Below are 12,138 nucleotides of genomic sequence, written 5' to 3' on the forward strand. Positions count from 1 at the left end.
CATTAGTAAATTTGAATTCGCTGATTGTCATGTTAAGTTCTGCTGAACATGCGCCACGCCACCCTGAAACAGCTCCGCCTGCTCGCCGCCGCCGCCCGCACCGGCAGCTTCGCCGCGGCGGCCGAGGCCTGCGGCGTCACCGCCCCGGCAGTGACCATGCAGATGAAGAACCTGGAGGCCGAGGTCGGGCTGCCGCTGTTCGAGCGCGACGCCCGCGGCCTGCACCTCACCGCGGCCGGCGAGGAGCTTGCCGCCTGCGCCCGGCGCATCGACATCGCGATCGCCGACTGCGATTCGGCGGTGAAGGCGCTGAAGTCGCTGGAGGGCGGCCGGGTGGTGCTGGGCGTGGTGTCGACCGCCAAGTATTTCGCGCCGTTCGCGCTGGCGGCGTTCGCCAAGCTCCATCCCGGCGTCGAGACCGAACTGGTCATCGGCAATCGCGGCGAGATCGTCGCCAAGTTCGAGGATGGCGCGCTCGACGTGACCATCATGGGCCGGCCGCCCGAGCACATGGCGGTGGAGAGCGCGCCGATCGGCGAGCACCCGCACCTCATCGTGGCGGCGCCCGACCATCCGCTGGTCGGGCGGGGGGGGCTCAAGCCCGCCGACCTCGTATCCTATCCGATGCTGACCCGCGAGGCGGGCTCGGGCACGCGCACGCTGATGGAGCAGTATTTCCGCGAGGCGCACGTCAGCCCGCGCATCGGCATGGAGATCGGCTCCAACGAGACCATCAAGCAGGCGGTGATGGCCGGGCTCGGGCTCGCGGTGATCTCCGGCCACACGGTGGCGACCGAGCTTGCGGACGGGCGGCTGGTGTCGCTGCCGGTGGAGGGCGTGCCGCTGTGGCGGCGCTGGTTCGTGGTGCGCTCGCAGGCCAAGCGGCTGATGCCGGCGGCGCGGGCGCTGCGCGACTATCTCGCCACCGAGGGCCACCGCTTCCTGCCGCAAGTGGATTTGCCGCAGGTGGAACTGCCCAAGGTGGATTTGCCCAAGGTGGATTTGCCGAAACCGACCTTGTAGCCGTCCTCTTTCCCTCTCCCACAAGGGGAGAGGGAAGCCAGAAGCCGCGCCGGCCGCCCGGTCCCCGGTCAGGCCGCGCCGGGCGCGGGCGTCGCAGCGGCGGGCGCCGGTTCGGCGGCCTCGGCCGGCGTGGCCTCGACGGCCTGCTCGGTCACGGCCGGCGCCGCCGGCTTGTTGGGAACCGCCGACACCCGGTAGTCGATGTGCATGACCAGCCAGATGCCATAGCCGGTGAGCGCCGCCAGCAGGCCGATGAAGGTGAAGATGCCGATCGCGCCGGCGATCAGGGCAATCGCGCCGACGAAGCCGAGGAAGGTCACGAAGGCCAGACCGGTCGGGCGCAGCATCATCGCCGTCTTGCCGGCGGTCCAGATATAGGCCGGCTTCTCCTCCTCGACGTGGCCGAGCTCTTCGGCCTTCTGGCGCAGGTCCACCACGCGCCGGACGTGGGCCTGGGCGTGGTAGAACAGCCCGCCGCCGACGCCCACACCCACCAGACCGACGATCAAATCCTGAAGGCCGATCGCATCCATCGCCATTCTCCTTTGCGTACGGTGCCCTCATTTAACCCAGGAACGGGCCGCGCGCACCAAGCTCCGATGTGACGGTTCGGCCGCTGCCGCCGCCGCTCATACGGTTTCCGGTTGATCCCTTCGGGATACCGGAAACGGCCTCGCCGAAAAATCCTTGATCCGGAAGGGATTTTTCGGCGAACAGCATACGGTTCTCCGGCTTGATCAGCCGGAAACCGTATCATGGCTTCGCCGCCGATCCGGGCATGCGCCCGCGGCGAAGCCGGCTCATTGTCCTCGTCTCACCGTCCTCGTCTCACCGGGCGCCGACCGTCCGGTCGATGCGGCCGCGCGGAATCGGCGCGATGCCGTGCGTGGCGCAGATGCGGTCACGCTCGCGCTCGGCGACGGTGGCGAACATGTCGATCATCGCCGCCACCCGGCCGTTGACGTCCCACCACGCGATCTCGTTGTCGCCGCGCTGGGCTGCGGGCTCGGGCGTGCCGGCCACCGCATCGACCAGGAAGGCGACCTCCGGCAGCGGCGGCGCGCTCTCGCTGCGTCCCGGCAGCGGCGCCAGCGCCAGCGCCCGGCCGAGCAGCCGCGCCTTGCAGCCGGCCGACACCACCGCCCGCTGCGACACCGAATCATAACCGTTGCGCGCCACCTCGCGGCCGATCTCGGCATAGATCAGCCGGGCCGCCCAGATGCCGGGCCGGCAGCTCAGCGGCAGCTTGGCGATGCCGGCCTCCGAGCGGGCATAGAGCCGGTCGGCCTCATCGATCATCCGCTTCACCACCGCGGCGAGCCGGTCGTCGAACACCGGATCGGCCAGGAAGGCCTCGGGGTCGAGGCCGGCCTCGCGCATCCAGTCGAGCGGCAGATAGATCCGCCCGGCGCGGGCATCCTCGCCGACGTCGCGGACGATGTTGGTGAGCTGCATCGCCACGCCGAGATCGCAGGCGCGCGCCATGGCGTCGGGGGCGCGCACGCCCATCAGCACCGTCATCATCGCGCCGACGGCGGCGGCGACGCGCGCAGAATAGGCGACGACGCCGGAGAAGTCGTCGTAGCGGCGGCCCTCGGAATCCCAGGCGAAGCCTTCGAGCAGCGCCTCGGGCAGCGCCCGCGGCACGGCATAGCGTTCCACCGTCTCGGCGAAGGCGCGGTCGACCGGATCGGGCATCGGCCGGCCGGCATAGGCGCGCTCCAGCCGCTCGCGCAGCTCCGCCAGCGCGGCGCTGCGGTCGACACCGAGATCGACCGCGTCGTCGGCGACGCGGCAGAAGGCGTAGAGCGTGCAGGCGGCGGCACGCACCGTCGGCGGCAGCACCATCGAGGCGGTGTAGAACGAGCGCGAGCCGGTGCGCAGCAGCTCGCGGCAGGCGGCGACGTCATCCGCCGTCAGGCAGGGCGGGGGCGTTGCCAGGCTCTCGGCCGGCGAGGAAGTGTCAGACCAATTGTTTTGCATCGGGCACCACCTTGTCGAGAATCTTCGCCGAGGCCAGCACCGCCGGCAGCCCGGCACCCGGATGGGTGCCGGCGCCGACCAGGTAGAGGCCGTCCACGTCTTCGCTGAGATTGTGCGGTCGGAAATAGGCGCTCTGGGACATGATCGGCTCAAGGCCGAATGCCGCGCCGTTCAGGGACAGAAGCTCGTCGCGGAAATGCAGCGGCGTCACCATCCGCGAGGTGACGACCGAGCCCTTGAGCCCGGGCAGGAGGGTGCTGTCGAGCCGGTCCTCGATCGCCTGGCGGTAGGGCTCCGCGGCCTTCGTCCAGTCGGCGTCGCCCTGCAGGTTCGGCACCGGCGACAGCGCATAGAAGCTGTCGCAGCCCTTGGGCGCCATCGACGGGTCGGTGGCGGTGGGCCGGTAGATGTAGAGGCTGAAATCGGAGGCCAGGAACTTGCGGTCGAAAATGTCCTTGAGCAGGTCCTTGTAGCGCGGACCCATCAGGATCGTATGGTGGGGCACCTCCGGCCATTGGCGGTTGGTGCCGAAGTACCAGACGAACAGGCTCATCGAATAGCGCGAGCGGTCGAGCTTGCGGTCGCTCCAGCGGCGGCGCACCTCCGGCGGCAGCAGGCGGCGATAGGTGAAGGCGGAGTCGGCGTTCGAGACCACGATGTCGGCGGGAATGGTCTCGCCCGAGGCCAGCCGGATGCCGTTGGCGCGCCGGCCGTCGAGGGTGATGGCCGCCACCTCCTCGTTGAAGCGCAGAACGCCACCCTGACCCTTGATGAGGTCGGCCAGACCGTCCGCCAGCTTGCCGGTTCCACCCATCGCGAAATGCACGCCCCAGTGCTTCTCCAGAAATGTGATCAGACAGTAGAAGGCCGTGGTGGAGAAGGGATTTCCGCCGATGAACAGCGGGTGGAACGACAGCGCCTTGCGCAGCCGCTCATCCTTCACGTAACGCGACACCAGACCATAGACCGTGCGGTACCCCTGCAGACGGACGACAGCGCCCATGATCAATGACATATCCCAAATCGAGCGGAATGGGACGTCGGAGACTTCCTGGTAGACGTCGCGAAAAAGCGCCTCGCTGTGGGCCATGAAACGGTCCCAGCCGTCGAGGTCGGCGGGGGAAAGCTTGGCCACCTGGGCGCGCATCGCCTCGCTGTCCTGGCAGGCGTCGAAGGTCGTGCCGTCGTTGAAGACGACGCGGTAGAACGGGTTCATCGCCACCAGCGGCACGTGGTCGGCCATCCTCTGGCCGCACAGCTCCCACAGCTCCTCGAACATATGCGGTGCGGTGACGATGGTCGGGCCGGCATCGAACGTATAGCCGTCCTGATGGAAGGCATGGCCGCGCCCGCCCGGGCCGTCGAGCCGGTCGATGACGGTGACCCGATAGCCGCGCACGCCGAGACGGATGGCGGCGGCGAGGCCGCCGAAGCCGGCGCCGATGACCACCGCATGCGGGCGGCGGTCGGCGTTGGCGGCAAAGAGCTGCGGATCGGGGGCAACGGTCACGACAATTCTCCTCTCACTGGAGCGGACCAGTCAGTGGGTCGGCAGGGTGTTGCTGGAAACGCGGACATGCCGGGCCCTTTCGGCAGCCGATCGGCGCGTGCGCCGGCCGAGCCGTCCGGCCGCGCGCGAACGCGGCACCGGTCGGCACCGGCATGGCGCCGCCGGAACGCCGGGCCAACGATGTTCTCACGCCGCGAGGATGCCGGCGGCGCGGGCCTCCTCGACGATGACATGGGCGATTTCCTTGGGGTTTTCCTCGTGGGCGAGATGTCCGACGCCTTTCACCGGCACGACCTTGGCGTGCTTGAGCAGCTTCTCGATGACCTCGACAGCCTCTTCGGGCGGGATGGTCCGGTCGTTGCGGCCGACGATCAGCGTCACCGGCGTCTTCAGCCGCGGCAGGTCGCGCACCAGATGGGCGAGGTTCCAGCGCGCCATCATGCCGAGCGCACCGGCGACGTGGCCGCGGTTCTGGAACAGCCGCACATAGAGCTGCAGGTTCTTGGGATCGATGGTCGAGCCGGTGGCGGTGATCACCTTCTTCACCGTCGCCGGATCGGCGTTCCAGGCATAGACATAGGCCATCAGCGGGTTGCGGAAGAGAAGCTGGGCCATCGGGATGATGATCTGCCCCGCCAGCCCGCGGAACGGCATCAGCGCGGCATTGATGCCGATGATCAGGCGCGGCTCGATCAGGTGGTCGAGCGTCATGCGGGCGATCGCCGCCATTCCGGCCGAATGGCCGGCGCCGATCACCGGCGACAGCTTCATCGCCCGCAGCAGATCGGCGATCGCATGCGACATGCCGTGGATCGACAGCCTGTTGGTGCGCGGAAAGCCGGAGAAGCCGTGGCCCGGCAGGTCCGGCGCCACCACCGTGAAATGCTCGGCCAACAGCGGCAGCAGGCCGCCCCAGCTGTGGGTGGCCGCGCCCGTGCCGTGCAGCAGCAGCAGCACCGGCCCTTCGCCCATCACCTGGACGTGCCACTCGATGCCGGCGGCGTGGACGAAACGGCTGGCCGCGCGGTTCGGCCAATCGAGCCCGTCCTTGTTCCACGCCAGCCTGCTCATCGCGCCGGCGCCCCGTTGCGCTGGGCCGGCAGCACGGTCGCCCGCACCGCGGCGGAGATCGCGCCGGCATCGGCATAGGGCAGGGCGACATACATCGCGCCCATCTCGCCAGCGAGCTTCTTGGCGCGCGGCTCGGCGTGCGGGGAGTTGTCGACCAGGAGCGCGGTCAGGTTGGCGCTGCGCACCAGCTTGGCGGCGGCCAGCGCGTCCTCCTCGGCCTTGGGGCGGCCGGGCGAGCCGTCGCGGGCGATGTTGCCGCGGCCGTCGGTGAGGAAGACGATGGTCGGCGTCTGGCCGCGGCGGCGAATGTCCTCGGCCAAGAGCGCCGCCGAGATGATGCCGGCGGCCAGCGGCGTGCCGCCGCCGCCGGGCAGCGCGGCAAGGCACTTCTTGGCGCGGAACAGCGAGCGGGTCGGCGGCAGCAGCAGCTCCGCCTCCTTGCCGCGGAAGGCCAGCATCGCCACCTGATCGCGCCGCACATAGCAGTCGGCGAGCAGCAGCTCGACCGCGCCCTTGGCCTCGGCGAGGCGGTTCAGCGCCGTCGAGCCCGAGGCATCGACCACGAAGATGGTGGTGGTCTCGGAGCGGTGCTTGTAGCGGGTGACGCGGAAATCGTCGCGCCGCACCTCGACGCGCGGCTGCGGACGCACCGCGACCCGCTTGCCCCGACCTTTCGCCGTCGGAGCGGGCGTGGGCTCGCCGGCCTCGCCGCGGCGCAGCTTCTGCCACGGCGCGGCCGAGCGCAGCGTCTCCACCACATTGATGCGCACCCCGGCGCGCGGATCGCCGCGGCGGGAGCCGATCGGCCGGCCGCGCAGCTTCGACTGGTGCAGCTCGCCGGCCTTGCCGGAGGAGCGCTGGCGCTGGCGGCCGCCGAACATCTTGAGCTGCGCCAGCAGGCCCGCGGGAATCGCCGCCTTGGCGGCTTCGAGAAGCACGTCCTCCAGCGGCTGGACGTCGGCCTCCTCCTCCTCGCCCTGGTCGGGCGGCTCGGGCTCGTCCTCGTCGGGCTGGTCGGGCGGCGGGGGCGGCTCCTCCATCGGCGGCAGCCGGGTGGCGCGGGCGCCGAACACCAGACGCGCGGCGAGCGCCGCATCCTCCGGCCCGATGGTGTCGCGCTCATCCAACGCCGCCGAGGCGCGGGCGGCGGCGAGCGCCAGGAGCGGCGCGCGCAGCGAATCGATGCCGAGCTGGACGGCGACGCCGACCATCGCCTCGATCACGTCGTCGCCGACTGTGATCGACGACAGCCGCGCGCGGGCCTCGGCGATGTCTTCGGATTCGTAGAACTGCTCGATGGCGTCGCGGGTGGAGACCATCGAGAGGTCGAGCCGGATGCCCAGCCGGTCGAGCAGCGCGCCGGGCGGGCGCTCGTCGGGGGTCAGCCCCTCGTCGAGCGCGATGACGCCGAAGCGGGTATCGAAGCGCATGGCGAGGCCGTCGCGCTCCAGCAACACCTCGCCGGTGTCGAGCGTCGCCGAGAGGCGCGCGGCGGTGCCGCCGGCCATGCGCTCGGCCATGGCCGCGATCAGCACGCCGCCATCGACGTCGGCGAGCAGACCCTGCTCGGCCACCGGCCGGCCGGCCGCGAGCGTCGCGGCGAGGTCGAGCCCGCCGAGCAGGCGGGCGTCGGTGATGTGCAGAGGCAGCCGGCGCACCGGCACGCTCGCGGGCAGCAGCTCGCGCACATGGTCGAGCCAGCGGTCGCGCACCGGGCCGGCATGGGCGCGCAGCACGATGCCGGCAACGCCGATGGGATCGACCGCAAACAGCGCCGCGGCCCGGACCGCGTCCACCCACGGCGAGGTGGTGCCTGCCGGCTCGCTCATGCCCCGAACATCTCCGTCACGGCGCGCTCGACGCGCACGGTGGAGCCGACCTCGTCGAGCGGGTTGCGGCGCAGGCGGTGGCGCAGCGCCGAGGGCGCCACGCGCTTGAGCTGATCGTCGGTCACCTCGTCCGCGCCATCGAGGGCGGCGAGCGCGCGGGCGGCGCGGATCAGCGTCAGCTCGCCGCGCAGGCCGTCGGTGCCGAGCGACATGCAGAGCTGGGCCGCGCGCTCCAGCGCGGCGTCCGGCACCTTCACCTCGGGCAGATGCTCGCGGGCGGTGGAGAGCTTCTTGCGAACCTTCTCGTCCTGCTTCTTCCAGTGGGCGACGTAGCCTTCCGGATCGTGCTCGAAGGCATCGCGGCGGCGCACCACCTCGATGCGGGTCTTGATGTCCTCGGGCGTCTTGACTTCGACCGACAGGCCGAAGCGGTCGAGCAATTGCGGGCGCAGTTCGCCCTCCTCGGGATTGCCCGAGCCGATGAGCACGAAGCGCGCCGGATGGCGGATCGACAGGCCCTCGCGCTCGACCACGTTCTCGCCGGAGGCGGCGACGTCGAGCAGCAGGTCGACGAGATGGTCCTCCAGCAGATTGACCTCGTCGATATAGAGGAAGCCGCGATGGGCGCGGGCGAGCAGGCCGGGCTCGAACGCCTTCTCGCCCTTGGCCAGAGCGCGCTCGAGATCCAGCGCGCCGACCACGCGGTCCTCGGTGGCGCCGAGCGGCAGATCGACCACCGGCACCGGAATCTGCTTGGATTTCAGCGTCTCGCCATTGGCCACCCGCTCGCGGCAGGAATAGCAGTGGGTGCCGGGCGTGGCCGGATCGCAGCCATAGGGACAGCCGACGATGGCCTTCATCTTGGGGAGAAGGGCGGCCAGCGCCCGGACGGCGGTGGACTTGCCGGTGCCGCGATCGCCGAAGGCGAGCACGCCGCCGACCGACGGGTCGACGGCGGCGATCAGGAGGGCAAGCTTCATTTCCTCCTGGCCGACGATGGCGGTGAAGGGAAACACGACGCGCATGGTCACTCCGTAGGGCGGCGCGGTAGGCCGATCGACATAAGGGGCCGAGCCGCCTGCGGTGTGGACGGCAAGTCGGCATCAATCAAGTCCGAAACGAACTCCGCCGCCGGTTCTCCAGCGGAATCCGGGTCGCCGCAATAGCGCCAACCGTTTGTCTTGTCAGGTCTTTCCCGCAGAATCGGCATCCGCTCTCGCTGAAAATGCTCCATTGGGCTCCGCCGGCCCGAACGTAGCCGAGCGGACGCTCCAAGTTTTTGATCCATTTCATCTTCTGACGAAAAAACCGGCTCCCACCTGTCGCGGACAAGGCCTCAGCGATCCTGTGACAGCACCGTGCCGCGGCCGAGCGGGGCGCCGCCGCCGGGGCCGGGATAGCCGGAGCCCGCCGCCTCGGGCCGCTCGCCGGCATGGCGCAGGCGGGAGGGCAGGCGGAATCGGACGTGCTCCTCGGGGCCGTCGAGCACGTCGATCTCGACCGCGCGCAGCGCCTTGAGGCGGGTCATCACCGCCTCGATCAGCGCGTCGGGCGTGGAGGGGCCGGCGGCAAGGCCGAGCGTGGCCAGACCGTCGAGGGCCGTGGCATCGAGGGCGGCGGCGCTCTCGACCAGCCGGGTCGGCACGCCGGTGGCGGCGACGATCTCCATCAGGCGGCGGGTGGTGGTCGAGGTCGAGGTGCCGACCACGAACACCGCCTCGACGCGGCGGGCGAGCTTGAGCGCCGCCTTCTGGCGGTCGTGGACGGCGGAGCAGGCGTCGCCGTCCGGCGCGGCGAGGCGCGGAAACCGGTGCTTGAGGGCCGCGACGATGTCCTGGGTGTCGATGCCGCCGAGCGTGGTCTGCATGATGCAGGCGACGCGGGCAGGGTCGGCGACCTCCAGCCGGCCGACATCGGCGACCTGCGACACCACATGGACGCGGCCGGGAATGCGGCTGGCGATGCCCTCAACCTCGTCGTCGCCCGGCCGGCCGATCAGCGCCACGTCGTAGCCGCGCTCGGCGAAGCGGCGCGCCTCCTTGTGGAGCTTCAGCACCAGCGGGCAGGTGGCATCGACCACGTCGTGGCCGCGCCGCTCGCAATCGTGCTCGATATCCTCGGCGACGCCATGGGCGCCGAACACCACCAGGGCGCCGTCCGGCACCTCGCCGAGGTCGTCGACGAACACGGCGCCGCGTGCCCGCAGGCCGTCGACGACGTGGCGGTCATGAATGATCTCGTGGCGGACATAGACCGGCGGCCCATAGACCGCGAGCGCCCGCTCGACGGTCTCGGCCGCGCGGCGAACACCCGCACAGACGCCGCATGGCTTGGTCAGAAATACCCGAAGGGGGGTTCCGTTCGCCGGCATGACGTTACGCTTGCTCCCGGGACGCGGCGGCACGCTAGCATGTGTCAGCCTGCCGCGTCACCCCGCATGTCTCGCCGGCTTGACATATTGCGGTGCCCCGTTGCCGCCGCCGAGGCGATGGCCGCTGCGGCATCCGGGTTCCGACAGACTCATTTGGGCGCGGAAACGGTGGCCAGGGCGTTCTCCAGCGGGGCCGGCGAGATGCTGATGGCGCCGCTGAACGGGTGCTCCTGCAGCGCGATCAGCCCCAGCGCGACGATGGCGGCGAGCGAGAACACCGCGACCCCGGCGCCATGGGCGCGCGGCCGCTCCAGATGCACCAGCGCGATGGCGAACTGGGTGATGATCCCGAGGATCAGCACGGTGAGCCACTTGATGTCATTGGTGCGGTCGGAGGCCAGCGCCAGCCGGTCGGCGCGGGCATCGCGGATGCGGATCACCGCATTCAGCAGCGCGGTGTGTACCGCCTGACCGGCGGCCGGGGCCATCCTGGAATCGCTCACCTCGCGCAGCAGCGCCTCGAAGGCGGCGTCGGTGTCGGCCGAATGGTCGCCGTCGGCCATGCGCGGCCAGTCGTCGGTCACCACCGACTGCAGATAGATGCGGAGCGGACCGCGGATGCGGGCCATGTCCTCGCCCGTGGCCGGGCTCAGAGTATGAAGTGTCTCGGCGGCGCTGGACTCGCTGTGCACCGCCCGCCAGGCCTGCCGGTTGCGGTCGGAGATGTCGCTGGCGAGGAAGCCGGTCAGCAGCGAGAACAGCACGCTCACCGTGCTGATGAAGGGGGCGGCGACGCCGACGAAGGTCTTGAACCTGCCGTGCACCGGCGAGGACGAGGTGAGCCAGACGAACAGCGTGCCGGTCGCCGCATAGAAGGCGATCAGCACGGCGAACATCCCCGCCGTCGGGAGATCAAGCCAAGTTTCGATCACGCGCCGGTTCCTCGTTGCAACGAGGACGGATGTGACGGGTTTTTCCTACCGTCCGGTAAAGCGGCGCGTGCGATCGGGCGACGCCGATGGGCCGCGGGGCGCCCGGCGTCACGGCAGATTGCTCATTGACACCACTCCGCGGCCTGTCCATCCTGTTTGACACCTGCGGCTGACAAAACAACGTGACACTGCTGGGCCTTCCAGGCGGAGTGCATCATGGATCCGATGGCGCGCATCGAGGAGGCCCTGGAAGCGGCCCTGGTGACGGCGGAGGCGGAGGGGTGCCCGCCGACCCTGGCGCAGGCGCTGCGCTATGGGGTGTTTCCCGGCGGGGCGCGCATCCGGCCGCGGCTGTGTCTGGCGGTGGCCTGGGCCTGCGGCGACGACAATCCGGCACTGGCCGATGCCGCGGCCGCCTCGATCGAGCTTTTGCACTGCGCCTCGCTGATCCATGACGATCTGCCGTGCTTCGACGACGCGCCGATCCGGCGCGGCAAGCCGACCGTGCATAAAGTGTATGGCGAGAACGCCGCGGTGCTGGCCGGCGACGCGCTGATCGTGCTGGCGTTCGAGACGCTGGCCCGCGGCGCCGCCGGCTCGCCCGAGCGGCTGGCCAAGCTGTTGCCGATCGTCAGCAGCGCCGTCGGCTCGCCGCACGGCATCATCGCCGGGCAGGCCTGGGAGTGCGAGCCGCACGTCGAACTCACCGCCTATCACCGCGCCAAGACCGGCGCGCTGTTCGCCGCCGCCACCGTGGCCGGCGCGGCAGCCGCCGGCCACGACGCCGAGCCGTGGCGCGCGCTCGGCGAGCGTCTGGGCGAAGCCTATCAGGTCGCCGACGATCTGCGCGACGTCGCCGCCGACGCCGAGGAGATCGGCAAGCCGGCCGGCCGGGACGCCGAGCTCGGCCGCCCGAGCGCGGCGCGCGAGCTTGGGGTGACCGGCGCCATCCAGCGCTTCGACGCGCTGGTCGCGGCCGCCGTCGACTCCATTCCGGCCTGTCCGCGGGTGAACGAGCTGCGCGGCCTGATCTCGCTGGAAGGCAAGCGCTTCCTGCCCAAGAGCCTGGCGCTGCGCGCGGCCTGAGCGGCGTTTTCCTCTCGCCGTTTCGTCGTGGTCTTGTAGGGCGGAACAGCGAAAGCGTATTCCGCCAGGAACGCCTGAATCTCATACGGTTTCCGGTTGATCCCTTCGGGATGCCGGAAGCGATCTCGCCGAAAACCCCAGGTCCTCAAGAGATTCTCGATAACGGGATTTTCGGCGGTCGGAATACGGCTGTCGGCTTGATCAGCCGGAAACAGTATCAGGCCGGCGGAATACGCTGCGCTATCGCGCCCTGCGCATCTCACCCCACACATTCCGCCATTCGCATTTCGGTCGTCGTCCCGAGGCAGGCAGCGAAAGCCGCGCGACCCGGAA

Annotated in this window: 11 protein-coding genes; 2 read left to right on the forward strand and 9 right to left on the reverse strand. The window is 70.3% G+C overall.

Going from position 1 to position 12,138, the window contains the following annotated elements; genetic code table 11:
• The first annotated feature begins 48 nt into the window (after nt 1-48).
• Nucleotides 49-1,023 carry a LysR family transcriptional regulator gene (locus tag BLTE_RS01170; RefSeq protein ID WP_126396835.1) on the forward strand — a complete coding sequence of 325 codons (975 nt, stop codon included), beginning with the start codon at nt 49-51 and terminating at the stop codon, nt 1,021-1,023.
• Nucleotides 1,024-1,091: 68 nt separating this feature from the next.
• Here the strand turns inward: BLTE_RS01170 and BLTE_RS18270 are convergent, their stop codons facing one another.
• From BLTE_RS18270 to BLTE_RS01210, 9 genes are all read right to left on the reverse strand, one after another.
• Nucleotides 1,092-1,556 carry a hypothetical protein gene (locus BLTE_RS18270; RefSeq protein ID WP_174769504.1) on the reverse strand — a complete coding sequence of 155 codons (465 nt, stop codon included), beginning with the start codon at nt 1,554-1,556 and terminating at the stop codon, nt 1,092-1,094.
• 31 nt (nt 1,557-1,587) lie between these two features.
• Complete coding sequence (locus BLTE_RS17950; protein WP_160140479.1) at nt 1,588-1,743, reverse strand: hypothetical protein; 156 nt, start codon at nt 1,741-1,743, stop codon at nt 1,588-1,590.
• A gap of 108 nt (nt 1,744-1,851) precedes the next feature.
• Entirely contained in the window at nt 1,852-3,006 is a 1,155-nt protein-coding gene (locus BLTE_RS01180; RefSeq protein WP_126396837.1) for a phytoene/squalene synthase family protein, read from the reverse strand.
• Nucleotides 2,987-4,516 (reverse strand): phytoene desaturase family protein, encoded by a 1,530-nt coding sequence (gene crtI, locus BLTE_RS01185; RefSeq protein ID WP_126396839.1) that lies wholly within the window; start codon nt 4,514-4,516, stop codon nt 2,987-2,989. The genes BLTE_RS01180 and crtI overlap by 20 nt, the downstream gene beginning before the upstream one ends.
• A gap of 186 nt (nt 4,517-4,702) precedes the next feature.
• Nucleotides 4,703-5,587 (reverse strand): alpha/beta fold hydrolase BchO, encoded by an 885-nt coding sequence (gene bchO, locus BLTE_RS01190; protein WP_126396841.1) that lies wholly within the window; start codon nt 5,585-5,587, stop codon nt 4,703-4,705.
• On the reverse strand, nt 5,584-7,416 hold the full coding sequence (locus BLTE_RS01195) for a magnesium chelatase subunit D (protein WP_126396843.1): 1,833 nt from the start codon (nt 7,414-7,416) through the stop codon (nt 5,584-5,586). Before BLTE_RS01195 ends, bchO begins: the two co-directional genes overlap by 4 nt.
• Nucleotides 7,413-8,441, reverse strand: a complete 1,029-nt coding sequence (gene bchI / locus BLTE_RS01200; RefSeq protein WP_126396845.1) for a magnesium chelatase ATPase subunit I — start codon at nt 8,439-8,441, stop codon at nt 7,413-7,415. The genes BLTE_RS01195 and bchI overlap by 4 nt, the downstream gene beginning before the upstream one ends.
• Nucleotides 8,442-8,752: 311 nt before the next feature.
• Entirely contained in the window at nt 8,753-9,787 is a 1,035-nt protein-coding gene (gene ispH / locus BLTE_RS01205) for a 4-hydroxy-3-methylbut-2-enyl diphosphate reductase (protein WP_126396847.1), read from the reverse strand.
• A 149-nt stretch (nt 9,788-9,936) separates the two neighbouring features.
• Nucleotides 9,937-10,719 (reverse strand): bestrophin-like domain, encoded by a 783-nt coding sequence (locus BLTE_RS01210; protein ID WP_126396849.1) that lies wholly within the window; start codon nt 10,717-10,719, stop codon nt 9,937-9,939.
• A gap of 216 nt (nt 10,720-10,935) precedes the next feature.
• Between BLTE_RS01210 and BLTE_RS01215 the strand changes: the two genes are divergently transcribed.
• Entirely contained in the window at nt 10,936-11,805 is an 870-nt protein-coding gene (locus BLTE_RS01215; RefSeq protein WP_126396851.1) for a polyprenyl synthetase family protein, read from the forward strand.
• Nucleotides 11,806-12,138 lie beyond the last annotated feature (333 nt).

The sequence above is a fragment of the Blastochloris tepida genome (assembly GCF_003966715.1).
GTDB classification, from domain to species: Bacteria; Pseudomonadota; Alphaproteobacteria; order Rhizobiales; family Xanthobacteraceae; genus Blastochloris; species Blastochloris tepida.

Excerpts from the sequence above, each read along its gene's own strand:
- BLTE_RS01170 (WP_126396835.1), top strand. The coding sequence starts at position 49 with ATGCGCCACGCCACCCTGAAACAGCTCCGCCTGCTCGCCGCCGCCGCC.
- BLTE_RS18270 (WP_174769504.1), bottom strand. The coding sequence starts at position 1,556 with ATGGATGCGATCGGCCTTCAGGATTTGATCGTCGGTCTGGTGGGTGTG.
- BLTE_RS17950 (WP_160140479.1), bottom strand. The coding sequence starts at position 1,743 with ATGCTGTTCGCCGAAAAATCCCTTCCGGATCAAGGATTTTTCGGCGAG.
- BLTE_RS01180 (WP_126396837.1), bottom strand. The coding sequence starts at position 3,006 with ATGCAAAACAATTGGTCTGACACTTCCTCGCCGGCCGAGAGCCTGGCA.
- bchO (WP_126396841.1), bottom strand. The coding sequence starts at position 5,587 with ATGAGCAGGCTGGCGTGGAACAAGGACGGGCTCGATTGGCCGAACCGC.
- BLTE_RS01195 (WP_126396843.1), bottom strand. The coding sequence starts at position 7,416 with ATGAGCGAGCCGGCAGGCACCACCTCGCCGTGGGTGGACGCGGTCCGG.
- bchI (WP_126396845.1), bottom strand. The coding sequence starts at position 8,441 with ATGCGCGTCGTGTTTCCCTTCACCGCCATCGTCGGCCAGGAGGAAATG.
- ispH (WP_126396847.1), bottom strand. The coding sequence starts at position 9,787 with ATGCCGGCGAACGGAACCCCCCTTCGGGTATTTCTGACCAAGCCATGC.
- BLTE_RS01215 (WP_126396851.1), top strand. The coding sequence starts at position 10,936 with ATGGATCCGATGGCGCGCATCGAGGAGGCCCTGGAAGCGGCCCTGGTG.